The 25,613-nt window shown below is 57.2% G+C and carries 23 protein-coding genes; 18 read left to right on the top strand and 5 right to left on the bottom strand.

Annotated features, from left to right (window positions below):
• Positions 1 to 27 precede the first annotated feature (27 nt).
• On the bottom strand, positions 28 to 954 hold the full coding sequence (gene metR, locus WFK59_RS19370; RefSeq protein WP_233985633.1) for an HTH-type transcriptional regulator MetR: 927 nt from the start codon (positions 952 to 954) through the stop codon (positions 28 to 30).
• A 138-nt stretch (positions 955 to 1,092) separates the two neighbouring features.
• On the opposite strand from metR, the gene metE reads away from it, so the two are divergent.
• Entirely contained in the window at positions 1,093 to 3,363 is a 2,271-nt protein-coding gene (gene metE / locus WFK59_RS19365; protein WP_233985632.1) for a 5-methyltetrahydropteroyltriglutamate--homocysteine S-methyltransferase, read from the top strand.
• A 60-nt stretch (positions 3,364 to 3,423) separates the two neighbouring features.
• On the opposite strand, the gene WFK59_RS19360 is transcribed toward metE, so the two are convergent.
• Positions 3,424 to 4,257, bottom strand: coding sequence for a dienelactone hydrolase family protein (locus WFK59_RS19360; RefSeq protein ID WP_233985631.1), 834 nt, complete (start codon positions 4,255 to 4,257; stop codon positions 3,424 to 3,426).
• A 302-nt stretch (positions 4,258 to 4,559) separates the two neighbouring features.
• On the opposite strand from WFK59_RS19360, the gene udp reads away from it, so the two are divergent.
• The 10 genes from udp (at position 4,560) to tatD (ending at position 13,974) form a co-directional block, all read left to right on the top strand.
• The gene (gene udp / locus WFK59_RS19355; protein ID WP_031375022.1) at positions 4,560 to 5,321 is read left to right on the top strand and encodes a uridine phosphorylase; all 762 of its coding nucleotides are present in this window, start codon (positions 4,560 to 4,562) and stop codon (positions 5,319 to 5,321) included.
• A gap of 97 nt (positions 5,322 to 5,418) precedes the next feature.
• The gene (locus tag WFK59_RS19350) at positions 5,419 to 6,687 is read left to right on the top strand and encodes a tetratricopeptide repeat protein (protein WP_336756903.1); all 1,269 of its coding nucleotides are present in this window, start codon (positions 5,419 to 5,421) and stop codon (positions 6,685 to 6,687) included.
• Positions 6,688 to 6,772: 85 nt separating this feature from the next.
• Positions 6,773 to 8,272, top strand: a complete 1,500-nt coding sequence (rmuC, locus tag WFK59_RS19345) for a DNA recombination protein RmuC (RefSeq protein ID WP_233985629.1) — start codon at positions 6,773 to 6,775, stop codon at positions 8,270 to 8,272.
• 75 nt (positions 8,273 to 8,347) lie between these two features.
• Positions 8,348 to 9,106 carry a bifunctional demethylmenaquinone methyltransferase/2-methoxy-6-polyprenyl-1,4-benzoquinol methylase UbiE gene (gene ubiE, locus WFK59_RS19340; RefSeq protein WP_094120807.1) on the top strand — a complete coding sequence of 253 codons (759 nt, stop codon included), beginning with the start codon at positions 8,348 to 8,350 and terminating at the stop codon, positions 9,104 to 9,106.
• An 11-nt stretch (positions 9,107 to 9,117) separates the two neighbouring features.
• On the top strand, positions 9,118 to 9,723 hold the full coding sequence (gene ubiJ, locus WFK59_RS19335; RefSeq protein WP_336756900.1) for a ubiquinone biosynthesis protein UbiJ: 606 nt from the start codon (positions 9,118 to 9,120) through the stop codon (positions 9,721 to 9,723).
• The gene (gene ubiB, locus WFK59_RS19330) at positions 9,720 to 11,357 is read left to right on the top strand and encodes a ubiquinone biosynthesis regulatory protein kinase UbiB (protein ID WP_336756898.1); all 1,638 of its coding nucleotides are present in this window, start codon (positions 9,720 to 9,722) and stop codon (positions 11,355 to 11,357) included. The genes ubiJ and ubiB overlap by 4 nt, the downstream gene beginning before the upstream one ends.
• Positions 11,358 to 11,468: 111 nt before the next feature.
• Positions 11,469 to 11,723 carry a Sec-independent protein translocase subunit TatA gene (tatA, locus tag WFK59_RS19325; protein ID WP_094120809.1) on the top strand — a complete coding sequence of 85 codons (255 nt, stop codon included), beginning with the start codon at positions 11,469 to 11,471 and terminating at the stop codon, positions 11,721 to 11,723.
• 3 nt (positions 11,724 to 11,726) lie between these two features.
• The gene (gene tatB, locus WFK59_RS19320; RefSeq protein ID WP_336756895.1) at positions 11,727 to 12,344 is read left to right on the top strand and encodes a Sec-independent protein translocase protein TatB; all 618 of its coding nucleotides are present in this window, start codon (positions 11,727 to 11,729) and stop codon (positions 12,342 to 12,344) included.
• Positions 12,344 to 13,102, top strand: coding sequence for a Sec-independent protein translocase subunit TatC (tatC, locus tag WFK59_RS19315; protein WP_233985623.1), 759 nt, complete (start codon positions 12,344 to 12,346; stop codon positions 13,100 to 13,102). Before tatB ends, tatC begins: the two co-directional genes overlap by 1 nt.
• Positions 13,103 to 13,191: 89 nt before the next feature.
• Positions 13,192 to 13,974, top strand: coding sequence for a 3'-5' ssDNA/RNA exonuclease TatD (gene tatD, locus WFK59_RS19310; RefSeq protein ID WP_233985622.1), 783 nt, complete (start codon positions 13,192 to 13,194; stop codon positions 13,972 to 13,974).
• Here the strand turns inward: tatD and rfaH are convergent.
• A complete protein-coding gene (rfaH, locus tag WFK59_RS19305; protein WP_094120813.1) occupies positions 13,971 to 14,459 on the bottom strand; it encodes a transcription/translation regulatory transformer protein RfaH in 489 nt (162 codons plus the stop codon). The two genes, tatD and rfaH, sit on opposite strands and share 4 nt — an antisense overlap.
• 209 nt (positions 14,460 to 14,668) lie before the next feature.
• Here rfaH and pepE point away from each other — a divergent pair, with 209 nt between their 5' ends.
• The 3 genes from pepE to fre all read left to right on the top strand — a co-directional run bounded on the left by pepE (position 14,669) and on the right by fre (position 17,702).
• Positions 14,669 to 15,394 carry a dipeptidase PepE gene (gene pepE, locus WFK59_RS19300; RefSeq protein ID WP_336756892.1) on the top strand — a complete coding sequence of 242 codons (726 nt, stop codon included), beginning with the start codon at positions 14,669 to 14,671 and terminating at the stop codon, positions 15,392 to 15,394.
• An 80-nt stretch (positions 15,395 to 15,474) separates the two neighbouring features.
• Positions 15,475 to 16,959, top strand: a complete 1,485-nt coding sequence (gene ubiD / locus WFK59_RS19295; protein WP_336756890.1) for a 4-hydroxy-3-polyprenylbenzoate decarboxylase — start codon at positions 15,475 to 15,477, stop codon at positions 16,957 to 16,959.
• Positions 16,960 to 17,000: 41 nt separating this feature from the next.
• Positions 17,001 to 17,702, top strand: coding sequence for an NAD(P)H-flavin reductase (fre, locus tag WFK59_RS19290; protein WP_233985619.1), 702 nt, complete (start codon positions 17,001 to 17,003; stop codon positions 17,700 to 17,702).
• 72 nt (positions 17,703 to 17,774) lie between these two features.
• Here fre and fadA read toward each other — a convergent pair whose 3' ends face one another.
• Positions 17,775 to 18,938: an acetyl-CoA C-acyltransferase FadA gene (gene fadA / locus WFK59_RS19285; protein WP_233988237.1), complete on the bottom strand. Its 1,164-nt coding sequence runs from the start codon at positions 18,936 to 18,938 to the stop codon at positions 17,775 to 17,777.
• A gap of 10 nt (positions 18,939 to 18,948) precedes the next feature.
• Entirely contained in the window at positions 18,949 to 21,132 is a 2,184-nt protein-coding gene (gene fadB / locus WFK59_RS19280; protein WP_336756889.1) for a fatty acid oxidation complex subunit alpha FadB, read from the bottom strand.
• A gap of 187 nt (positions 21,133 to 21,319) precedes the next feature.
• Here fadB and pepQ point away from each other — a divergent pair, with 187 nt between their 5' ends.
• Genes pepQ through hemG form a run of 4 tightly spaced genes read left to right on the top strand, consistent with a single transcriptional unit; the run spans position 21,320 to position 25,303 of the window.
• Positions 21,320 to 22,651: a Xaa-Pro dipeptidase gene (pepQ, locus tag WFK59_RS19275; protein ID WP_336756887.1), complete on the top strand. Its 1,332-nt coding sequence runs from the start codon at positions 21,320 to 21,322 to the stop codon at positions 22,649 to 22,651.
• Positions 22,651 to 23,268: an IMPACT family protein gene (locus tag WFK59_RS19270; RefSeq protein WP_336756885.1), complete on the top strand. Its 618-nt coding sequence runs from the start codon at positions 22,651 to 22,653 to the stop codon at positions 23,266 to 23,268. Before pepQ ends, WFK59_RS19270 begins: the two co-directional genes overlap by 1 nt.
• Before the next feature lie 32 nt (positions 23,269 to 23,300).
• Complete coding sequence (trkH, locus tag WFK59_RS19265) at positions 23,301 to 24,752, top strand: Trk system potassium transporter TrkH (protein ID WP_094120821.1); 1,452 nt, start codon at positions 23,301 to 23,303, stop codon at positions 24,750 to 24,752.
• A gap of 17 nt (positions 24,753 to 24,769) precedes the next feature.
• Positions 24,770 to 25,303, top strand: coding sequence for a menaquinone-dependent protoporphyrinogen IX dehydrogenase (hemG, locus tag WFK59_RS19260; RefSeq protein ID WP_336756883.1), 534 nt, complete (start codon positions 24,770 to 24,772; stop codon positions 25,301 to 25,303).
• The last annotated feature ends 310 nt before the right edge of the window (positions 25,304 to 25,613 follow it).

Below are 25,613 nucleotides of genomic sequence, written 5' to 3'. Positions count from 1 at the left end.
TGCTCGCGCAGGTTTGTACCTCGCGACTTACCGCTGCATTAACGCGGCAGGCTGCAGCGCATCCCGCACAAAGGGCAGATGTTCGCAGGCGTGCTGGCGGGCAAAGCGGATAAAGGCTTCCAGCACCGGCTGACGCTGCTCGCCATCGCGCACTGCGGCATAAAGACGGCTCCACAGCCCGTCGCCCAGCGTTTTGGTCACCACCAGTCCCTGCTTCTCAAAACTCTCCACCACCCAGTGCGGCAGCGCCGCAATGCCCATCCGCGCCGAGACCATCTGGATCATCAGCAGGGTGTTATCGACATTTTTCAGCGCCGGGCTGACGCCAGCCGGTTGCAGGAAGTGACGCCAGATATCGAGGCGCTGACGCTGCACCGGATAGATCATCAGCACCTCGTCGGCCAGATCCTCGGGTGCGATATGTTCAACCTGCGCCAGCGGATGATCCGGTGCCAGCACCAGTCGCACCTCAAAATCAAACATCGGCGAATAGAACAGCCCGGAGCGCGCCAGGATATCGGAGGTCAGCACCACATCCAGCTCGCCCTGCTGCAGCGCAGGCTGCGGATCAAAGGTGACGCCTGATTTGAAATCCATCACCACCTGCGGCCAGCTCTGACGGAAATTATCCAGCGCTGGCGTCAGCCACTGGATGCAGCTATGGCACTCAATCGCCACTCGTAAGGTGGTCTGCTGTGGTTCATGGCAGGCCTGCAACGCCTGCTGGATCTGCGGCAGCACCTGTTCGGCCAGCTGCAGCAGGATGTCGCCCTGTGGCGTGAAGCGCAGCGGCTGACTTTTACGCACGAACAGGCGGAATCCCAGCCGCTGTTCCAGATCGCTGAACTGGTGGGACAACGCCGATTGCGTCTGATGAAGCTGGGATGCCGCCGCCGCCAGCGAACCTGTATTACGCAGAGCCTGAAGCGTCCGCAGGTGCTTGAGTTCGATCATGAGAGTCCTTCACATCGAAAATGAACATATTGCGCTTGAGGAACATACAGTACCCGCAGATTATAGCGGTGTAAACATCTGGACGGCTAAACATCTTTGGCTGTCAGCCAAAGTGAAAGATTATCTGGAGAACAGCGAATGACAATCCTCAACCATACCCTCGGTTTTCCCCGTGTTGGCCTGCGTCGCGAACTGAAAAAAGCGCAGGAGAGCTACTGGGCCGGTAACAGCAGCCAGCAGGATTTGCTGGCGGTGGGCCGTGAGCTGCGGGCGCGTCACTGGCAGCAACAGAAAGAGGCGGGCATCGATCTGCTGCCGGTGGGTGACTTCGCCTGGTACGACCATGTGCTGACCACCAGCCTGATGCTGGGCAACGTGCCGGCGCGCCATCAGAATAAAGACGGTTCGGTTGATCTGGATACGCTGTTTCGTCTGGGCCGTGGCCGGGCACCGACCGGTGAGCCGGCGGCGGCGGCTGAGATGACCAAATGGTTTAACACTAACTACCACTACATCGTGCCTGAGTTCACCCAGGGCCAGACTTTCAGACTGGCCTGGACCCAGTTGCTGGATGAAGTCGATGAGGCGCTGGCGCTGGGCCACAACATCAAGCCAGTGCTGCTGGGACCGATCACCTATCTGTGGCTGGGTAAGGTGAAAGGCGAGCCGTTTGACCGCCTCTCGCTGCTGCAGGCGATTCTGCCGGTCTACCAGCAGGTCCTGGCGGAACTGGCGAAACGTGACATCGAATGGGTGCAGATTGATGAACCGGCGCTGGCGCTGGAGCTGCCGCAGTCATGGCGTGAGGCGTTCAGGCCCGCCTTTGATGCGCTACAGGGGCAGAGTAAACTGCTGCTGACCACCTATTTCGACAGCATCGGACAGAACATTGAGGTGATCCGTGAGCTGCCGGTGCAGGGGCTGCATGTCGATCTGGTACACGGCCGGGATGATATTCAGCAACTGAATCAGCAATTACCGGCCAGCTGGCTGCTGTCGCTGGGGGTGATCAACGGACGTAACGTCTGGCGTGCCGATCTGAGCCGCTGGTTTACGCGTCTGCAGCCGCTGATCGCCCAGCGCGCGCAGCTGTGGATTGGCTCCTCCTGCTCGTTGCTGCACAGTCCGATCGACCTGAGCGTCGAGACGCGGCTGGATGAGGAAGTGAAAAGCTGGTTCGCCTTCGCGCTGCAGAAATGCACCGAGCTTTCACTGCTGACGCAGGCGCTCAACCGCAACGATGCCGCGTCACTGGAGGCCTGGAGCGCGCCGATTCGGGCCCGTGCGCACTCCAGTCGCGTGCATAATGCCGCGGTCAGTCAGCGTTTGCAGGCCATCACGCCGCAGGACAGCGAACGTCACAGCCGTTACAGCGAGCGGGCAAAAGCACAGCGCCAGCGCTTTAATCTGCCTGCCTGGCCAACCACCACTATCGGCTCTTTCCCGCAGACGCCGGAAATTCGCGGCCTGCGTCTCGATTTTAAACAGGGCCGCCTCGACAGCCATCATTACCGCACCGGCATCGCTGAGCACATCAGACAGGCGATCGCTGAGCAGGAGCGGCTGGGGCTGGATGTGCTGGTACATGGCGAAGCGGAACGCAACGACATGGTGGAATACTTCGGCGAACATCTGGATGGGTTTGTTTTTACCCAGAATGGCTGGGTACAGAGCTATGGCTCACGCTGCGTGAAACCGCCGGTGATCATCGGTGACGTCAGCCGGCCGGAAGCGATTACCGTTGAATGGGCGAAATATGCCCAGTCGCTGACCGACAAGCCGGTGAAAGGGATGCTGACCGGCCCGGTGACGATTCTGTGCTGGTCTTTCCCGCGCGAAGATGTGTCGCGTGAAACCATCGCGAAACAGATTGCGCTGGCGCTGCGTGATGAAGTCGCCGATCTGGAAAAAGCCGGTATTGGCATTATCCAGATTGATGAACCAGCGCTGCGCGAAGGGTTGCCGCTGCATCAGTCTGACTGGGCTGCCTATCTGAGCTGGGCGGTCGAGGCTTTCCGCCTGAATGCCGCGGTGGCGCGGGATGAAACCCAGATTCACACCCATATGTGTTACTGCGAGTTTAACGACATCATGGATTCTATCGCGGCGCTGGATGCGGATGTGATTACCATTGAAACCTCACGCTCCGACATGGATCTGCTGGCGTCGTTTGAACACTTTGACTATCCGAATGAAATCGGTCCGGGCGTCTACGATATTCATTCGCCTAACGTACCGAGCGTCGAGTGGATGGAAGCGCTGTTACGGAAAGCGGCGAAGCGGATTCCGGAAGCGCGTTTGTGGGTGAACCCGGACTGCGGATTGAAAACGCGCGGCTGGACCGAGACGCGGCAGGCGCTGGCAAACATGGTGACGGCGGCGAAGAAGCTGCGTGATGAAACAGCATAAAAACGGGTCAGAACGGCGAGGCTGATACGATATCGGGGCGCACAGCGCCCCTTTTTTTGCTTATTGCGATGCGACGCCATACTGCCTGAACCAGGCCAGCATCCGCGCCCAGCCATCACTGGCAGATTCAGCATGGTAGCTCGGACGGTAGTCAGCATTAAAGGCATGTCCGGCTTCGGGATAGACGATGATCTCCGCGGTGGCATTGGCCGCGTGCAGCGCCTGACGCATCTGCTCAACGCTCTCCAGCGGAATCCCCTCATCCTGGCCACCGTATAAACCTAACACCGGGGCGCTAAGATCGACGGCGACATCGATAGGATGCTTCTGCTGCTTCATGGTCCGATCGCCGGTCAGACGTCCATACCAGGCGACGGCCGCGCGCAGTTGCGGATTGTGCGCCGCATAGAGCCAGCTGATGCGGCCGCCCCAGCAGAACCCGGTAATGCCCATACGCCGGATATCGCCGCCGTTACGCGCCGCCCAGTTGGCCGCATGATCAAGATCGGACAGCACCTGTGTATCGGGCACTTTGCTCACCAGCTCGCTGAACAGGGTCGGGATATCGTGGTAATCGTTGGGATCGCCTTCGCGGAAGTAGAGTTCCGGAGCGATAGCCAGATAGCCTTCCAGCGCCAGACGGCGGCAGATATCACGGATGTGTTCATGGACGCCAAAGATCTCCTGCACCACCAGCACCACCGGTAACGGACCGTCGGCAGATTTCGGTCTGGCATAAAAGGCGGGCATATTTTCGCCCTGGCTTGGCACTGAGGTCTCACCGGCGTGAATCGCCGGACTGTCGGTAATAATGGTGGTAGAAGCGGTGGGCAGAACGGCAGGCGCAAAGGTCCCTGCCGCGGCTTTTTGTGTCATATTATCACTGGTTTTCATTATTCTCTCCGTGCAAGCAATGGCGCAATCACGTAACTATAGCCTGGCCGGACACCGTGCGAGCCAGACGTCGGGTAACAGAGTCAGCAGCGGACAATACCATCCACCTCTTTAACACTGAGATGAGGCCGACACAGCCCCGGCGAAGCCAATGTCAGCGAAACCGATGTGATATTGTGATAAACATCACATTGTTTTTGGTGATAAATGTAACTTTCATTTTCTTCGGTGAATGCTGTCACATATTTATCGGGCGTGCTGACGTAGAGTGACGCGCTACCTTCCCTTAACAGGAGTCTGAAATGACACAGTCTGACGTTTTCCATCTGGGCCTGACGAAAGCCGATCTGCAGGGCGCCACCCTGGCGATTGTGCCCGGCGATCCGGAGCGCGTGAAGAAGATTGCCGGACTGATGGAGGATGCCACGCATCTGGCCTCACACCGCGAATTTACCAGCTGGCTGGCTAAGCTGGACGGCAAACCGGTGGTGGTCTGCTCAACCGGCATCGGCGGCCCTTCCACCTCTATTGCGGTTGAAGAGCTGGCGCAGCTTGGCGTACGCACCTTCCTGCGCGTGGGCACCACCGGCGCTATCCAGCCGCACATCAACGTTGGCGATGTGCTGGTGACCACCGGGTCAGTGCGTCTTGACGGCGCCAGCCTGCATTTCGCGCCGATGGAGTTCCCGGCCGTGGCCGACTTTGCCTGTACCACGGCGCTGGTGGCCGCAGCAGAAGCCTGTGGCGCGAAGACTCATATCGGCATCACCGCCTCTTCTGACACGTTCTATCCAGGCCAGGAGCGCTACGACACCTTCTCCGGGCGAGTGGTGAATCGCTTCCAGGGATCGATGAAAGAGTGGCAGGAGATGGGCGTCCTCAACTATGAGATGGAATCCGCTACACTGTTAACCATGTGCGCCAGCCAGGGGCTGCGAGCCGGCATGGTGGCGGGCGTGATCGTTAACCGTACCCAGAAAGAGATCCCGGATGCGGTGACGATGAAACAGACCGAAAGCGATGCGGTAAAAATTGTGGTTGAAGCGGCTCGCCGCTTGTTATAACCCTTACTGTCAGGCAGCAGGTTAACGGCCGGACATAAGGCCAGCCTGCTGCCGGATAGCCCCGGCGCAGCCTTTCAACGGAAGCTGAGAGTGCCTGATGCGCAAGACTATTCCCGTTCGTCGTCCCGCCGTTAACCTGAATCCCGTTGCGCTCAATGCCCGTCTTGAGAGCAGTGCCGCACAGTTTCGCGCCGCCATGCAGCAGGGTGATTATGCGCAGGCAGCCCGCTACTGCGAAGAGGTGCTGCGCTATCAGCCCCATCAGATGCAGGTACTCAGCGACTACGCGCTCTGTCTGATGCGTCTCGGTCAGCATCACAAAGCCTACAAAACCTACCAGAAAATTTACCAGTCGCCACCGGCGGTGCGCGCTACCGCGTCAGACACCTGGCTGGATGGCCTGACCGAAGTGTGTGGCTGGCTGGATAAGCAGGATGAGGTGACGCGTTACGGCCTGGAATCGTTGCAGCAATCGGACGCCCGTTTCCGGCAGGGCGCGCGGGTTGCGTTTCCCGCTGCGCAGCCCGAGCCGATCGACCTCAGCCAGCCGCAGCAGAATGTGATCGCCTTCAGCCTGTATGGTGACCAGCCGCGTTACTGCGAAACCCTGATTAAAAACGTTGAGGTGGCGCCTGAGCTCTATCCGGGCTGGGTGTGTCGCATCTATCTGGATGACAGCGTGCCGCAGCATGTCTGGCAACGGCTCGATCAACCGCACGTTCAGCGGATCGATATGTCCCACGAAAAAACGTTGTTCCCGACGCTGTGGCGCTTTCTGGTGATGGACGATCCCGGCGTGAAACGCTTTATCGTCCGCGATGCCGACTCGTTGCTCTCCGAGCGCGAGGTGGCGGCGGTCAACGCCTGGCTGGCGTCGCCTTACTGGTTCCATCATATGCGCGACTACTTCTCCCATACCGAACTGCTGCTGGCCGGCATGTGGGGCGGCTGTCACGGTGTTTTTCGTCAGGTCGAACAGACCATGCGCGAATTTATTGCGCAATACCGCGGCAGCGAACGCTTTACCGATCAGTCTTTCCTCAAGACGGCGCTGTGGCCAACGGTGCGTGAAAGTGTTCTCAACCATGATGAACTGTTTCATTTTCATCAGGCGCAGCCGTGGCCAGCACATCCGCCAGTGCGCTGGCAGATGCCCCGATTTCACGTCGGCAGTAATGTCGGCTTTGCCAGCCTCACCGGTCAATCCCATGCCGCCGACGGTGCCCGTCAGCAGATAGAAATGAGCGGTGACGGCAAAAGCTGGCACTACCCGGCTCAGGTGAAAAATGGCCAATGGCTGCTGCCGATGCCCTATTTCCTGATTGATGAGTGGCAGGCCGGAAAGCTGACGGTGACCGTGCGCTAAGTGGTTGAGGGCATGTAAATATATCTGGACATTCATACAGTGCGACTCTACCTTTTCCCTCAGCAGCTTGAGTCGCGGGGAAATCATGGATCAGCACATCATTATCAGCGTCTGCCTGGCGCTCGCCGGAGCAGGGATTGGCTGGATGCTGGCACAGTTACGTGCCGGGCATCAGGCCGCCAGTTTCTTAACCGAACGCCGTCTGCTGGAAGAGGCGCAGCAGCGCCAGCAGCAGCAGATGGATCAGCTTCAGCAGCAGGCACAGCAGCGTGAACAGGAGTTACGTCAGCTGCATGGCGCGCTGAGCGGCGCCAATGAGCGTCTGCAACAGCTCGACTACTGGCGCAACGAAAGCGAACAGCTTAATCGGGAACTGCGCAACCAGCTGGAGGTTAACAGTGCCCAGGAAGCAGAACTGCGAGAAGTGACCATCCGCCTTGAAGAGACCCGCTTCGCTGCCGAAGAGAAGCAGCGTCTGCTGACCAACAGCGAGCAACGCCTCAGCGCCCAGTTTGAAAATCTTGCCAACCGAATCTTTGAAAACAGCGGCCGCCGCGTCGATGAGCAGAATCGCCAGAGCCTGGACAGCCTGATTGGTCCGCTGCGCGAACAGCTGGATGGCTTCCGCCGCCAGGTGCATGAGAGCTTCGGCGCGGAGGCGCGTGAACGGCATACCCTGACCCACGAAATCCGCCAGTTACAGCAGCTTAATGCGCAAATGGCGCAGGAAGCGCTCAACCTCACCAAAGCGCTGAAAGGCGACAACAAGATTCAGGGCAACTGGGGTGAAGTAGTGCTCAGCCGGGTACTGGAAGCCTCCGGGTTGCGTGAAGGTCATGAGTATGAAACCCAGGTCAGCATTCAGTCGGAGCAGCAGGGCAGGATGCAGCCGGATGTGATTGTTCGTCTGCCGCAGGGAAAAGATGTGGTGGTGGATGCCAAAATGACGCTGGTCGCCTACGAACGTTATTTCAACGCGGAAGATGAGGTTGAGCGTGAGCAGGCGATTCAGGAACATGTCAGCGCGATGCGCAGCCACATTCGCCTGCTGGGACGTAAAGATTATCAACAATTGCCCGGTTTACGATCGCTCGATTATGTGTTGATGTTTATCCCGGTCGAGCCAGCTTTTTTGCTGGCGATCGATCGCCAGCCAGAGCTGATTGGCGAGGCGCTGCAGCAAAACATTATGCTGGTCAGCCCGACCACGCTGCTGGTGGCGCTGCGTACCATTAATAATCTGTGGCGTTACGAGCATCAGAGTCGCAATGCGCAGCGTATCGCCGATCGGGCGACCCGGCTGTATGACAAGATGCGGCTGTTTGTCGATGACATGAGCGGCATTGGTCACAGTCTGGATAAGGCGCAAATCAGCTACCGTGAAGCGATGAAAAAGCTGGCCGAAGGGCGCGGCAACCTGATTGCGCAGACGGAAGGTTTTCGTGCGCTGGGGGTCGAGGTTAAACGTTCGATTAATCCTCAGCTGGTGGAGCGGGCAATGCCGGAACATCCGGCTGCCGAAGAGCCGGATCATGACGACGATACGGATGACAGTGACATGCGTGTGAGACGCCTCCACGAATAGTATGGGCGTAGCGTGCCTGACTTCCGTGACTCTGATACACTTCGGGAAGTATTGTTTGTGGAGCAGGTAAAACCGATGGCAGATGAATCACAGCAGGAAACCACCCATTTTGGCTTTCAGACGGTCGCCAAAAGCGAAAAAGCCGACAAAGTTGCGGATGTGTTTCACTCCGTAGCGGCAAAATATGACCTGATGAACGATTTGATGTCCTTTGGCGTCCATCGTATCTGGAAGCGTTTTACCATTGACAGCAGCGGCGTACGTCGCGGACAGCGCGTGTTGGATCTGGCCGGCGGTACCGGCGATCTGACGGCTAAATTTTCTCGCCTGGTGGGCGAAACCGGCCAGGTTGTACTGGCTGATATCAACAGTTCGATGCTGAAGATGGGCCGCGAAAAACTGCGCAATCTTGGCGTGGTCGGTAACGTCAATTACGTCCAGGCCAATGCAGAAGCCCTGCCGTTCCCGGATAACTACTTCGACTGCATCACCATCTCCTTTGGTTTACGCAACGTAACGGAAAAAGAGAAGGCGCTGGCCTCGATGTTCCGTGTGCTGAAGCCGGGCGGACGCTTACTGGTGCTGGAGTTCTCCAAACCGGTGATCGATCCACTGAGCAAAGCCTATGATGCTTACTCCTTCCATATTCTGCCGCGCATCGGGCAACTGGTGGCGCAGGACGCTGAGAGCTATCGCTATCTGGCCGAATCGATCCGTATGCATCCCGATCAGGAAACCCTGAAAGCGATGATGAACGACGTCGGTTTTGAAAATACCACTTACTCCAATATGACCGGCGGCATTGTGGCCTTACACCGTGGATTTAAGTTCTGAGTGAGATGGTGATGAAGCTAACGCCCTTGATTACCGCGGGCCTGGAAACCGCGCTGAACCGCATGTTGTATCGCGATCGCGGCCTGAAGGCGGCACGGCAGCGTCTGACCGGTAAGGTCCTGACGCTGCGTCTGAGCGAGTTTTCCTATCCGCTGGTGCTGGTGTTCAGTGAACAGCAACTGGATGTGCTGGCTGACTGGCAGGACAACAGTGACTGTACGGTGATTACCTCTCTGAAAACCTTGCCGAAGCTGCGTGACCGCCAGCAACTGACGCCGCTGATTCGCAGCGGTGAGCTGCAGGTGGAAGGCGATTTGCAGGTGGTACAGCAGTTTTCCGCGCTGATGGATCTGGCCGAGCTGGACCCGGCAGAGTATCTGGCGCCCTGGGTTGGTGATATCGCGGCCCAGGGCATCAGTCAGGGCGCGCAGCGGGCATTCCGGCTGGTGAAAGGCGAAGTCGGGCGTCGGCAGGATGACCTCGGTCAGGTACTGACCGAAGAGTGGCGTGTCGCGCCAGGCTCGCTCGAATTAGCCTGGTTTTCTGAGGAGGTAGACGCGATGGAACGTTCGCTTGAGGCGCTTAATGCGCGTCTGGCGCAGCTGGAGGCAAAATGAGTTTTGGAGAGATCCGCCGCTTATATTTGATCATGAAGGTGTTTTTGTCCTATGGCCTTGATGAACTGATTCCCAACACGCGCCTTACTCTTCCGCTTCGCCTGTGGCGTCGCTGCATTTTCTGGTTACCTAATCTGCATCCGCACGAACCGACCGGTGCGCGTATGCGCATGGCGATGGAGCAGCTGGGACCGGTCTGGATCAAGTTTGGTCAGATGCTGTCGACCCGCCGTGACCTGTTCCCGCCAGCTATCGCCGATCAACTGGCAATTCTGCAGGATCGGGTTGCGCCGTTTGATGGCGTCAAAGCCAAAGCACAGATCGAAGCCTCTATGGGCGCACCGATTGAAACCTGGTTTGATGATTTTGACATCAAACCGCTGGCGTCAGCCTCGATTGCCCAGGTTCACACCGCCACGCTGAAATCGACCGGCAAGAAAGTGGTGATTAAAGTCATTCGCCCCGATATTTTGCCGGTGATCAGAGCGGACATGAAGCTGATCTACCGCCTGGCGCGCTGGGTGCCGCGTCTGCTGCCCGACGGTCGTCGTCTGCGTCCGGTGGAAGTCGTACGCGATTATGAAAAAACTCTGCTTGATGAGCTGAACCTGTTACGCGAAGCCGCCAACGCCATTCAGTTACGCCGCAATTTTGAAGACAGCCGGATGCTCTACGTGCCGGAAGTCTATTCCGACTACTGCAGCGAAACCATGATGGTGATGGAACGTATTTACGGCATTCCGATTTCAGATGTTGCCACGCTGGAACGGCACGGCGTCAACATGAAGCTGCTGGCAGAGCGTGGCGTGCAGGTGTTCTTTACCCAGGTGTTCCGTGACAGCTTCTTCCATGCGGACATGCATCCGGGCAACATTTTCGTCAGCTATGAGCATCCGGAAGATCCGCAGTATATCGGCATCGATTGCGGCATTGTCGGCTCGCTTAACAAAGAAGATAAGCGCTATCTGGCGGAAAACTTCATCGCCTTCTTCAACCGCGACTACCGCAAGGTGGCGGAGCTGCACGTTGACTCAGGTTGGGTGCCGCCCGATACCAACGTTGAAGATTTTGAGTTTGCGATCCGCACCGTCTGTGAGCCGATTTTTGAAAAGCCGCTGGCCGAAATTTCGTTTGGTCACGTGCTGCTGAATCTGTTCAATACGGCGCGTCGGTTTAATATGGAAGTTCAGCCGCAGCTGGTGCTGTTGCAAAAGACCCTGCTGTATGTGGAAGGGATTGGTCGTCAGCTCTATCCGCAGCTCGACCTGTGGAAGACTGCCAAGCCGTTCCTGGAAGACTGGATCAAAGATCAGGTCGGCCTGCCCGCCATTATCCGGGCAGTGAAAGAGAAAGCACCGTTCTGGGCTGAAAAGTTACCAGAACTGCCGGAACTGTTTTATGACAGCATGCGTCAGCATAAACTTCTGCGGCACAGCGTTGACAAATTAGTGGGCGATCTTAATGCGCAGCGTACCCGGCATCATCAGGCACGCTATCTGTTTGGTGTCGGTGCGACCTTGCTGCTCAGCGGCACGGCAGTGCTGCTTTCACGACCGGACTGGGACCTGTTCCCGGCGGTGTTGATGGCGGCGGGCATCGTCTCATGGTTAATCGGCTGGCGTAAGACAAACTGATTGTCACTTCAGCCTAAAACACGGTAATGTCGCTGGCTCAGTCCCGAATTGAAAAGGGCGCTCTGTGGTGCATTACCGCATCGTTTTTCACAGAATATTAGAGGCTATCTCATGGGCGGTATCAGTATTTGGCAATTGTTAATTATTGCCGTGATTGTTGTACTTCTGTTCGGTACCAATAAATTGCGTAATCTGGGTTCAGATTTAGGCTCCTCGATTCGTGGCTTCAAAAAAGCCATGGGCGACGAGGATGACAAAAAGGATCAACCGAAAGAGCAGGACGCTGACTTCAACGCCAAAACGCTGGCGGACAAACAGCAGACTTCGGCGACCAAAGAAGACGTTAAGAACGACAAGCAGGTGTAAACCGTGTTCGACATTGGCTTTAGTGAACTGGTATTGGTGTTCGTGATCGGGCTGATTGTACTCGGCCCGCAACGTTTACCGGTTGCGGTGAAAACCGTGGTCGGCTGGATCAGGGCGATTCGTTCGCTGGCAGCCAATGTGCAAAACGAACTGGCGCAGGAGCTGAAACTGCAGGAACTGCAGGACAGCCTGAAAAAGGTGGAAGAAGCGGGCCGCGGCACGCTATCGCCTGAGCTGAAAGAGTCGATGGAAGAGTTGCGTAAAACCGCGGATTCAATGAAACGCTCGGTCAGTCAGAGCATCGACATTGAAAAAGAGGAAGACGAAGCCAACACCATCCACTCGCCACAGCACAGCGCGCCGCAGCCGGCGGCAAATCATCCTGCATCGGCAGAAACGGCGCCGACGCCTGCGACGGCTGACCATCAGGCCAGCGCACCGGCCCAGGCACCGGCACAGCAACCAGCTGCGCCGGCTGTTTCAGCCGGGAATCCGTCCCCGGCTTCGGTAGCCAGCGCGCCAGCCCAGGCGCCGGTGAGCGCTGACGTCGCTCCGGTGAACAAACCTGACTCCACCACACGCACTTCCGCCTCTCCCTCTTCTGCAAGTGATGAACGATAATGGCCGTTGAAGATACCCAACCGCTCATCAGTCATCTGATTGAGCTGCGTAAGCGACTGCTGAACTGCATCATCGCCGTATTGGTGATATTCCTGGCGCTGGTCTATTTTGCCAACGATATCTATCAACTGGTGGCGGCGCCGCTGATCAGTCAGATGCCGATTGGCTCCAGCATGATTGCCACCGATGTGGCTTCACCGTTCTTCACCCCGATCAAACTGACGATTATTGTGTCGGTGTTTCTGGCGGTGCCGGTGATCCTTTATCAGGTCTGGGCGTTTATCGCGCCTGCGCTCTATCGTCACGAACGTAAACTGGTGATGCCGCTGCTGTTTTCCAGCACCGTCCTGTTCTATGTCGGCGTGGCGTTTGCCTACTTTATCGTCTTCCCGCTGGCGTTTGGCTTTTTCACCAAAACCGCGCCGATTGGCGTCACCATGGCGACTGACATCACCAAATACCTCGATTTCGTCATGACCCTGTTTATGGCGTTTGGCGTGGCGTTTGAAGTTCCGGTGGCCATCGTCCTGCTGTGCTGGACCGGCATTACCAGCCCGGACGATTTGAAAAAGAAACGTCCCTATATTCTGGTCGGGGCGTTTGTGGTCGGCATGTTACTGACGCCGCCGGACGTTTTTTCCCAAACTTTGCTCGCTATTCCGATGTACTGCCTGTTTGAAGTCGGCGTATTCTTTTCCCGTTACTATGTGGGGAAAGGCCGTCGGGCGCAGGATGAAGAGCATCACTCCGAATCCTGACGCGATCTTTACGCCCCGCACCGGCGGGAAGAGATCAATCCGAACCGCCCTCAGGGGCGGTTTTTGTTTAGTAAACTGTGGGAAAAATTATGTTTGATATCGGTGTAAACCTGACCAGCACGCAATTCGCCTCCGACCGGCCAAAGGTGGTTAAACGCGCGCGCGAAGCGGGCGTCACCGGGATGCTGATTACCGGCACCAATGCGCTGGAGAGCCAGCAGGCGCAGAAACTGGCTGAAGATCAGCCGGGCTTCTGCTGGTCCACCGCGGGCGTCCATCCGCACCACGCCAGTGAATGGTCAACGGAGATCGCCAGCACGCTGCGCCGGCTGGCGGAGAAACCGGAAGTGGTCGCTATCGGTGAATGCGGGCTCGATTTTAACCGTAACCTGTCAGCCCATGAGCAACAGGAGTATGCGTTTGAGGCGCAGCTGGCGCTGGCAGCCGAACTGAATATGCCGGTGTTTCTGCACTGTCGCGAAGCCCATGCGCGCTTTGCGGCGATCGTTGCGCCCTGGCTGCCAAAACTGCCGGGGGCGGTGATCCACTGCTTTACCGGCACGCGCGAAGAGCTGGAAGCGTGCCTGGCGATGGGGTTATCGGTGGGGATTACGGGCTGGGTCTGCGATGAACGCCGCGGACTTGAACTGCGTGAAATGCTGCCGCTGATTCCGGCTGACAAGCTGCTGCTGGAGACCGATGCGCCCTATCTGCTGCCGCGCGACATGCGCCCGCGGCCAACCTCTCGTCGTAATGAGCCCTGCTTTTTACCGCATATTGTGAATCAGGTGGCGACATGGCGTGGCGAGAGTAGCGAGGCGCTGGCGGCCCGCGTCGATCAGAATGCGCGTACGCTGTTCAGACTGGCTTAAATCTTGCGGAACTGCTTGTTATCCACGCTGCGCATCACCTGCTTATTCAGCAGATTGAGCAGCAGGATGGAGCGGGTTTCGCCATCCGGTTCGGCAAAGATGGCGCGCAGTCCTTCAAACGTTCCTTCGGTGATGACCACTTCATCACCGATTTGTGGCGTTTCAGGATCGAGCATAATCTGCGGCACGTCGGTTTCCAGCGCTTCAATCACCGCTGGCGGCACCGTGGCGGGCGTGGTGCCAAACCGCACAAAATGACTGACGCCGCGCGTACTGCTGATGGTGGTGGTATGAATCGCTTCCGGATCAAATTCAATAAACAGATAGTTAGGAAACAGCGGTTCACTCACCGTGGTGCGTTTACCGCGCACGATCTTTTCCAGAGCGATCATTGGGCTGAGGCAATTCACTTCTTGCCGCTCCAGATGCTCCTTCGCGCGCAATAGCTGACCACGTTTGCAATAGAGTAAATACCAGGATTCCATAACCGCTCCCATCGAATGGACGCTAAGAATAGCAAACCTGCTGCCAGAGTTATAGCGCATCGGGCAGGGGAAAAGCGCACCGCGCAGAAAATACACTGAGACTTTTCTTAAGATGCCGGATAGCGACAGAAAAGGCGATTGGAAATTGACGTTTCACCCTGCTCTGTATCAGACTCGATGGCCATCATACCGGCGAAAAGGATCATCTGATGGAACTCTTTTTGTTAAGCAACGGCAAGCTGGCGGATGATGCGCCGCTGCTGGGTTATGCACAGCCGCAGTTACACGCCATGATTGCCCGACGCGCTATCCGTTCGGCAGTCCTGATCCCTTACGCCATTATTCGTGGCGATCATACGCAGCGCGCCGCCGATCTCAGTGCATCGCTGGGCATTCCGGTGCGTACTCTGGACGCGTTTGCCTCGCCTGCTGAGGCCATCGCCCAGGCGGAGCTGATTCTGGTCAGCGGCGGCAATACCTGGTTACTGAATCAGATGCTGCATGAACAGGGGCTGATCGTGGCGATACAGCGTGCGGTGCGTGAGCGGCAGGTGCCGTACGTCGGCTGGAGCGCCGGTTGTAATGTGGCGACGCCGTCGATTCGCACCACCAATGATATGCCGGTGCGGAGCAGCGTGGTGCTGCCTGCGCTGGGGCTGTTCCCGGTGCAGATCAATCCTCACTACCTGGATGCCAGCGCCAGCGGTCATATGGGCGAAACACGCGACGAGCGGCTGGCGGAGTTCTGTGCCGTTAATCCAGCCGAATCGGTCATTGCCCTGCGTGAAGGCAGTTTTCTGCATCTGCATGACGATCGGCTACGCTATCACAGCGTCCGCAACGAAGACTTTAAGGTATTCCGCCACGGCGAGCCGATTCAGGCTTACCACGATACCCGCGCGCTGCAGCCGCTGGTCCCTTTTCGCTGTGATTAAGGTTGCCGTATAAACCTCAACACAACCGCATAATCAGCTCTATAATGGCCGATTCACTCTGGCCGGAAAGCTAAAGCCGCATGAAATATCACGATTTAAGAGACTTTCTCGCGCTGCTCGAACAGCGCGGTGAGTTAAAAAGAATTAAGCAGTCGATTGATCCTGTTCTGGAAATGACCGAAATCGCTGACCGTACGCTGCGTGCCGGCGGCCCGGCGCTGCTGTTTGAAAACCCGAAAGGGTATGACATGCCGGTACTGTGTAACCTGTTTGGCACGCCAAAGCGCGTCGCCATGGGGATGGGCCAGAAAGAGGTGAGTGCACTGCGGGAAGTAGGCAAACTGCTGGCGTTTCTGAAAGAGCCGGAGCCACCAAAAGGCTTTCGCGATCTGTTCGATAAGATGCCGCAGTTTAAGCAGGTGCTCAACATGCCGACCAAACGCCTGCGTAATGCGCCCTGCCAGGAAGTGGTGTTCAGCGGTGATGAGGTCGACTTGTCGCGCATTCCGGTGATGAAGTGCTGGCCGGGCGATGCCGCGCCGCTGATTACCTGGGGTCTGACCGTCACCCGTGGTCCGCATAAAGAGCGGCAGAATCTCGGTATCTATCGCCAACAGGTCATCGGCAAAAATCGTCTGATTATGCGCTGGCTGTCGCATCGGGGCGGCGCGCTCGATTTTCAGGAGTGGAGCAAAGCGCATCCGGGCGAACGTTTTCCGGTCTCGGTGGCACTCGGTGCTGATCCTGCCACCATTCTCGGTGCGGTAACGCCGGTACCGGATACGCTGTCAGAATATGCGTTTGCCGGTTTGCTGCGCGGCAACAAAACCGAAGTGGTGAAATGCCTGTCGAACGATCTCGAAGTTCCCGCCAGCGCGGAGATCGTGCTGGAAGGCTACATCGAAGCGGGCGACATGGCGCCGGAAGGGCCTTACGGCGATCACACCGGCTACTACAATGAAGTAGATAGCTTCCCGGTATTTACCGTGACGCACATTACCCAGCGACATCAGGCCATCTATCACTCCACCTATACCGGCCGTCCACCGGATGAGCCCGCCGTGCTGGGTGTGGCGTTGAATGAAGTGCTGGTGCCGATTCTGATTAAGCAGTTCCCGGAAATTGTCGATTTCTACCTGCCGCCGGAAGGTTGCTCCTATCGGCTGGCGGTTGTGACCATTAAAAAGCAGTACGCGGGACATGCCAAACGGGTAATGTTTGGCGTCTGGTCGTTTCTGCGGCAGTTCATGTACACCAAATTTGTTATTGTGTGTGACGATGATGTTAATGCGCGTGACTGGAATGATGTGATCTGGGCAATTACCACCCGCATGGATCCGGCGCGTGACACCGTGTTAGTGGAAAATACGCCGATCGATTATCTCGATTTCGCCTCACCGGTTTCCGGGCTGGGGTCGAAGATGGGGATGGATGCCACTAACAAATGGCCGGGCGAAACGCAGCGCGAATGGGGCACCCCGATCGTAAAAGATCCTGCGATTACCGCGCGCATTGACGCTATCTGGGATGAGTTAGGTATTTTTGATCAGCCGCCACAGCGTTGATGGCGAGCACAACCATAAAGACGACCCGACAGAGGGAACGCATGACAACGTTAAGCTGTAAAGTAACTTCAGTTGAAGCGATTACCGACACGGTGTATCGCGTTCGCCTGATTCCGGAAGCGGATTTCAGTTTTCGCGCGGGACAGTATCTGATGGTGGTGATGGATGAGCGTGATAAGCGCCCGTTCTCACTGGCCTCAACGCCAATGGAAAAGGATATCATTGAGCTGCACATCGGCGCGTCCGATCTCAACCTGTACGCGATGGCGGTGATGGATCGCATCCGTGACGATCGTCAGATCACCGTCGACATGCCGCACGGTGATGCCTGGCTGCGCGAAGAGAGCAGCAAACCGTTGATTCTGATCGCGGGCGGTACCGGCTTCTCCTATGCCCGTTCCATTCTGCTGACCGCGTTAGCGCAGCAGCCGGAGCGTGATATCGCCATCTACTGGGGCGGACGTGAGCTGAAGCATCTGTATGACCTGGATGAGCTGGATGCGCTGGCGGTGAAACACCCCAACCTGAAGGTGATTCCGGTGGTCGAGCAGCCGGACGCGGGCTGGCAGGGACGGTCGGGTACGGTGCTGACCGCGGTGATGCAGGATTTCAGCACTCTGAGCGAGCATGAGATCTACATTGCTGGCCGTTTCGAGATGGCTAAGATCGCACGCGATCGCTTCTGTGCCGAGCGCGGTGCGCTGGAGTCGCAGATGTATGGTGATGCTTTCGCCTTCATCTGATCGACAACAGGCCGAAAGAAAAAACCCGCCCATCACGGGCGGGTAAATCGGACAAAGAAGTGACCCAACGTATTACAGACGCTCGAATACGGTGGCAATACCCTGACCTAAACCAATGCACATGGTCGCCAGACCAAACTGCGCATCGCGTCGCGCCATGATGTTAAGCAACGTGGTACTGATACGCGCCCCGGAGCAGCCCAGCGGGTGACCCAGCGCAATGGCTCCGCCATTCAGATTGACCTTCTCATCGAGCCGATCCAGCAGACCTAAATCTTTTATGCAGGGCAACGTTTGTGCTGCAAACGCCTCGTTGAGTTCAAACACGTCAATATCATTGACGCTCAGACCAGCACGTTTCAGCGCCAGCTTGCTGGCTGGCACCGGACCGTAGCCCATGATCGACGGGTCGCAGCCGACTACCGCCATACTCCGGATACGGGCGCGTGGCGTCAGTCCCAGTTCACGGGCGCGGGATTCGCTCATTACCAGCATCGCGGCCGCGCCATCAGACAGGGCTGATGAGGTGCCCGCTGTTACCGTGCCATTGACCGGATCAAACGCCGGACGCAGTGCCGCCAGGCCTTCGGCGCTGGTCTCTTCACGGATCACCTCATCGTAATCGTAGCGTTTGAGAATGCCGTCGCTGTCGTGACCAGCGGTGGCGACGATCTCCGATTTGAAATCACCGCGCTGGGTGGCCTGCCAGGCGCGCTGGTGCGAGCGCAGGGCAAACGCATCCTGCTGCTCGCGGCTGATATGATGCATACGCGCCAGCATTTCAGCGGTCAGGCCCATCATTCCGGCCGCTTTGGCCACGGTGCGGCCGAGGCCCGGATGAAAGTCGACGCCGTGACTCATCGGTACGTGCCCCATGTGTTCCACGCCGCCAATCAGGCAGCTGTGCGCATCGCCGACCATAATGGCGCGCGCCGCGTCGTGCAGTGCCTGCATCGACGAGCCACACAGGCGGTTGACGGTCGTCGCCGGAACCGAGTGCGGTATTTCAGCCAGCAGCGCGGCGTTACGCGCGATGTTAAACCCCTGTTCCAGCGTCTGCTGCACGCAGCCCCAGACAATGTCGTCCAGCGAGGCAGGATTGACCGCCGGGTTGCGGCTCAGCAGTTCACGCATCAGATGGGCGGAAAGATCCTCGGCACGTACATGACGAAAAGCACCGCCTTTTGAACGTCCCATCGGCGTGCGTACCGCATCAATAATCACCACATTTTCCATATTCATGCCCTCAGGCGCTTTTCAGCGCGGCTTCGTCAATTGGTTTGGCGGCGGGATACCAGCTCTGATGCTGATGCGCTTTTTGCACCAGCAGTTCAGGCAATTCATACAGGCCGCCGAGTGCGCTGTAGCGCCGGGCCTGATCGACCACGTTACTGTTGCCTAAGGTATCGAGATAGCGGAAGGCGCCACCGCGGAAGGGCGGGAAGCCGAGACCGTACACCAGTGCCATATCCGCTTCGGCCGGCGAGGCGATGATCTTCTCCTCCAGGCAGCGCACCACTTCATTCAGCATCGGCAGCATCATGCGATTCAGGATCTCTTCATCGCTGAAGACCCGCTTAGGCTGACAAACCTGTTGCAGCAGAGTGTCGACCTCGCTGTCCGCCACTTTTTTCGGTTTGCCCTTTTTGTCGTTTTCCCAGCGCCAGAAGCCTTTGCCATTTTTCTGACCGAAACGACCGGCCTCAAACAGCATATCGATCGCATCGCGATAGTCGTGCTTCATACGCTGCGGGAAACCTTCCGCCATTACGCTTTGCGCATGATGCGCGGTATCAATGCCAACCACATCCAGCAGCCATGACGGTCCCATTGGCCAGCCAAACTGTTTTTCCATCACTTTATCAATCTGACGGAAGTCGGCACCGTCGCGCAGCAGCAGGCTGAAGGCGGCGAAGTAGGGGAACAGCACCCGATTGACGAAGAAGCCGGGGCAATCATTGACCACAATCGGGGTTTTACCCATTTTGCTGGCCCAGGCCACCACTTTGCTCAGAGTTGCTTCACTGGTTTTCTCGCCACGCACCACTTCAACCAGCGGCATACGCGGCACCGGATTGAAGAAGTGCATGCCGCAGAAATTTTCCGGACGCTGCAGCGCCTGGGCCAGCTGGCTGATGGGAATGGTGGAAGTATTAGAGGCCAGGATGGCATCGTCACGCAGATGCTGTTCGGTTTCAGCCAGCACCTTCGCTTTGATCTGCGGGTTTTCGACCACGGCTTCGACCACCACGTCGGCGTGCTCGAAACCGGCGTAATCCAGCGTAGGCTGTATGGTCGCAATCACGCTGGCCAGCTTGTTGCCGTCAATTTTGCCGCGCTCCAGCAGCTTATTCAGCAGCTTGCTGGCTTCATTCATGCCGAGCGTCAGCGCCTGTGGATTGATGTCCTTCATTTTGACCGGCACACCTTTCCACGCTGACTGGTAGCTGATGCCGCCACCCATAATGCCAGCACCCAGCACGGCCGCCTGCGCTGGCGCGCCGCTTTCGCTGCCGCGTTTTTTCGCCAGCCCTTTAACATATTGATCGTTGAGGAAGATACCGACCAGCGCCCGCGCTTCGTCAGACTGCGCCAGCGGGACAAAAGCGGCATTTTCCAGTTTTAGTGCATCATCACGGCCAAGACCGGCGGCCGCTTCAATGGTTTTTACCGCCATCATCGGTGCCGGATAATGTTTGCCTGCGGTCTGCATCACCATGCTTTTGGCCAGGGTGAAGCTCATGGCGGCTTCAATCGGACTCAGTTTCAGCGGTGCCAGTTTCGGTGCCCGGCGCGCGCGCCAGCTGCCATCGAGCGCCGCGGCCTTCAGCATAGTGATACCCGCCTCGCGCAGTTTATCGCGGTGCACCACCGCATCGACCAGACCGAGTTTAAGCGCCGCGTTTCCGTCGACGTCTTTACCGGCGGCGATGATCTCCATGGCGCTGTCGGCTCCTAACAGACGCGGCAGACGCACGCTGCCGCCGAAGCCTGGCATGATACCGAGTTTCGTTTCCGGCAGGCCGATGCGGGCGTCGGCAGTGGCGACACGCAGATCGGTGGCCAGTACGCATTCACATCCGCCCCCCAGCGCGTAGCCATCGATAGCGGCCAGTGTCGGCACCGGCAAATCTTCCAGCCGGTTAAAAATAGAGTTGGCGTAGCTCAGCCACTGACTGAGTTTTTCGGTCGGTGCGTCAAACAGCGAGAGGAACTCGGTGATGTCAGCGCCGACAATAAACGCCGGTTTAGCTGAGCTGAGCAGCACGCCGCGCAGGTCAGACTGCTGCTCCAGCACCGCAATGGCTTCGCCCAGGCTGGCGACGGTTTGCGTATCAAGTTTATTGACCGAGCCAGGGGCATCAAAAACCAGCTCGGCGATGCCATCGTCCAGCCAGCGAAGAGAAAGGTTAGCGCCTTGGTAGAGCATGTGCGTCTCCTGAAACCGCGGAAAAGTGATCTGGTCATACCAGATGATCGAGAGTGTGGGAGTGATGTTAATTTTTTGCAAACGGCTCTTTGCTTATTTGCTAACAAGATCACAGCCGCTCTCAACGCGGCATCCGATTAAGGGGTATGCTAAACTGCGGCCATTTCGCGACACTGGAGAGACGTCAATGGATTCACTGAAGACCTTGTATCACGCGCATATCGCCACGTTGCAGCAACGGGCGCAGCAGGTGCTGGCACTCAATAAACTGGATGCGATGTTGATCCATTCCGGTGAGTTGTTGACGGTGTTTCTGGATGATCACACCTATCCGTTCAAGGTCAATCCGCAGTTTAAGGCCTGGGTGCCGGTGACCCAGGTGCCGAACTGCTGGCTGTGGGTTGATGGCGTAAATAAACCGAAGTTGTGGTTTTACTCGCCGGTGGACTACTGGCACAACGTTGAGCCGCTGCCGGAAAGTTTCTGGACTGCAGATATTGAGGTCATCGGCCTGAAAAATGCCGATCAGATTGCGCAGCTGCTCCCTGCTCAGCGTGAGAATGTCGCCTATATCGGTCCGGTAAATGCGCGGGCAGCGCAACTTGGCATCAGCTCCGGCAATATCAATCCCAAAGCGGTGATCGATTTCCTGCATTACCATCGCAGCATCAAAACCGAGTATGAGCTGGTCTGTATGCGCCAGGCGCAGAAGCTGGCCGTGGCCGGACATCGCGCCGCCAAAGAGGCCTTCTCTGCCGGTTTAAGTGAATTTGATATCAACCAGGCCTATCTGACCGCTACCGGCCACCGCGATACCGATGTGCCTTACGGCAATATCATTGCGCTGAATGAACACGCGGCGGTGCTGCACTACACCCGTCTGGATCATCAGCCGCCGGCAAAGCGCCACAGCTTCTTAATTGATGCGGGTGCCGAATATCTTGGCTATGCCGCGGATTTGACCCGCAGCTACGCGGCGCAGAGCGGTTCGCTGTATGCCCGGATGGTCGAGGCGATGAATGCGGAAGAGCTGGCGCTGATCGCCACGCTGAAGCCGGGCGTGCGTTACACCGATTATCATCTGCAGATGCATCAGCGTATCGCTAAGATGCTGCTGAAGTTCGAGCTGGTGCAGGGTATCAGCGAAGAGGCGCTGGTGGCGGAAGATCTGACCGGGCCGTTCATGCCGCATGGATTAGGACATCCGCTCGGTCTGCAGGTGCATGATGTCGCCGGGTTTATGCAGGATGAGCAGGGCACCCACCTTGCGGCGCCCGCGCAATATCCTTATCTGCGCTGCACCCGCGTGCTGCAGCCCGGCATGGTATTAACCATCGAGCCAGGTTTCTATATTATTGATTCTCTGCTGGCGCCGCTGCGTGAAGGCCGCTTCAGCCAGCATTTCAACTGGCAGGCCATTGATGCGCTCAGGCCTTACGGCGGGATTCGCATTGAGGATAACGTGGTGATCCATGCGCATCGCGTTGAGAACATGACCCGCGACCTGCATCTGGCCTGATGGACGCTTTTGATATTCCCGCTGTGGCTGTCAGCCTCAGTGAGGAGACCATCAAAAAGAGCCGCTTTATTACGCTGCTGGCCCACACCGACGGCGTTGAGGCGGCGCGCGCGTTTGTCCAGCAGGTTAAAAATGAGCATCCCGCTGCCCGGCATCACTGCTGGGCCTGGGTGGCCGGTGCGCCAGATGATTCACAACAGCTGGGTTTCTCTGACGATGGTGAGCCGTCGGGTACTGCAGGCAAACCGATGCTGGCGCAGTTGATGGGGGCCGGTATCGGTGAAATTACCGCGGTGGTGGTGCGCTATTACGGAGGCATCATGCTGGGCACGGGCGGATTAGTGAAAGCATATGGCGGCGGCGTGCAGCAGGGCCTCAGGCAACTGCCGCGACAGCGTAAAGTGCCGATGAAACATTTTACGTTGCAATGCGACTATGCGCAGCTCAGCGATATCGAACGGCTGGTGCAGCGCGTCGAAGGCAAAGTCACTGACAGCCAGTACCAGGACCGCATCGTACTGACGCTGGCTCTGCCTTATGGACAAATCGACGGATTCCAGCAAAATCTGTCAGACTTTAGTCGGGGCGCGTTATCGCTTATCCCGCTCACACCTTGATGTTCTTCTCTTTTATTTAAAGGAACGGCTGAATGCACTTTCGCGCCATTACCCGCATAGTCGGTCTGCTGGTGATCCTCTTTTCAGTGACGATGATTTTGCCCGGCCTGGTCGCATTAATTTATCGTGACGGTGCCGGTCGGGCCTTTAGCCAGACCTTTATGATGGCGCTGGTGATCGGCTCGCTGCTGTGGTGGCCAAACCGCAAACAGAAGACCGAACTCAAGCCACGCGAAGGATTTTTGATTGTGGTGCTGTTCTGGACGGTGCTGGGCAGCGTGGGGGCGATGCCGTTTATCTTTGCTGAACAGCCGCACCTGTCGGTAACTGACGCATTCTTCGAATCGTTCTCTGGCCTGACGACCACCGGCGCAACAACGCTGGTCGGACTCGATTCGCTGCCAAAGGCGATTCTGTTCTATCGGCAGATGCTGCAGTGGCTCGGCGGTATGGGGATCATCGTATTAGCGGTAGCGATATTACCGATACTGGGTGTCGGAGGAATGCAGCTTTATCGCGCGGAGATGCCGGGACCGCTGAAAGATAACAAAATGCGGCCGCGCATTGCCGAAACAGCCAAGACCCTGTGGTTGATCTACGTTCTGCTCACGGTGGCCTGTGCGCTGGCCTTGTGGCTGGCGGGGATGCCAGCCTTTGACGCGATAGGGCACAGCTTCTCGACTATCGCTATCGGAGGCTTTTCCACTCACGATGCCAGTATCGGCTACTTTAATAGCGGCACCATTAATACCATCGTGGCGGTGTTTCTGCTGATCTCCGGCTGTAACTACGGTCTGCACTTTGCCATGCTGAGTGGCCGTAATCTGCGCGTCTACTGGCGTGACCCGGAGTTACGGATGTTTATCGGCGTCCAGCTGACGCTGGTGTTGATCTGCACGCTGGTGCTCTGGTTCCACAATGTCTACGCCAGTGGCTGGCAGACGCTGAACCAGGCGTTCTTCCAGGTGGTTTCCATGGCGACCACTGCCGGTTTCACCACCGACAGCATCGCACGCTGGCCGCTGTTCCTGCCGGTGCTGCTGCTCTGCTCCGCCTTTATTGGTGGCTGTGCCGGTTCAACCGGTGGTGGCCTGAAGGTGATCCGCATCCTGCTGTTGTGCAAGCAGGGGAACCGGGAACTTAAACGTCTGGTCCACCCGAATGCGGTTTACACCATCAAGCTGGGTAACCGGGCGCTGCCGGAGCGTATCCTTGAGGCGGTCTGGGGATTCTTCTCCGCTTATGCGCTGGTGTTTCTGATCAGTATGCTGGCCATTATCGCTACCGGCGTGGATGACTTCTCGGCCTTTGCTGCTGTCGCTGCCACGCTCAATAACCTCGGCCCCGGCCTGGGTGTGGTCGCGGATAACTTCACCTCAATGAATGATGTGGCGAAGTGGATATTGATCTCCACCATGCTATTCGGGCGTCTCGAGGTCTTTACCTTGCTGGTGCTGTTCACGCCGACCTTCTGGCGTGAGTAATTAAAAAGGATGCTGAAATGAAAGCGCTGATTCTCTACTCGACCCGTGACGGACAAACGCAAAAAATCGCCTCTTATATTGCTGAGCAGATCGGTCAGCAGCAGAACTGTGATGTGCTGAATATTCAGGAGGCCACTTCACCTGACTGGGCAGAGTACGATCGGGTGCTGATTGGCGCATCGATTCGTTATGGTCACTTCCAGCCGGTAGTCGACAAATTCGTTAAGCAGCACCTGCACGAATTGCAGCAGCGCACCAGTGGCTTCTTCTCTGTGAACCTGACAGCGCGCAAACCCGAGAAGCGTTCTCCGGAAACCAATGCCTATACCCAGAAGTTCTTAACACAGTCGCCGTGGCAGCCAGATTGCTGTGCGGTATTTGCGGGCGCGCTCTATTATCCGCGTTATCGCTGGTTTGACCGCGTCATGATTCAGTTGATCATGCGAATGACCGGTGGCGAGACCGATTCTACTAAAGAAGTGGAGTACACCGATTGGCAACAGGTCAGCCGTTTTGCCAATGATTTTGCACAGTTACCAGGCAAATCGTAGCGAAATAACGCGATTTGATGAAAATTACTTCGAACGATAATCTTTTTGCAATAAACGCTTGTCAGCCCGCGCGAACTCCCTATAATGCGCCTCCATCGACACGGAACAACGGCTTACAGGCCGCCGGGTTGAGAGGCACAGGAGACTGCGCCGCCGGAGAAAACTTCTGAAAAAGAAGTTGACTCTGAAGGAGGAAAGTGTAATATACGCCACCTCGCGACAGACGGTTAACCCGCTGCTCGCACCGCTCTTTAACAATTTATCAGACAATCTGTGTGGGCACTCGCAGGATTGATATCAGCGTCTCCGG

Source organism: Pantoea sp. USHLN298, assembly GCF_037149395.1.
Classification (GTDB): Bacteria; Pseudomonadota; Gammaproteobacteria; order Enterobacterales; family Enterobacteriaceae; genus Pantoea; species Pantoea astica.
Note: the sequence above shows the minus strand (reverse complement) of the source record. Positions and strands in the feature narration are given on the sequence as shown.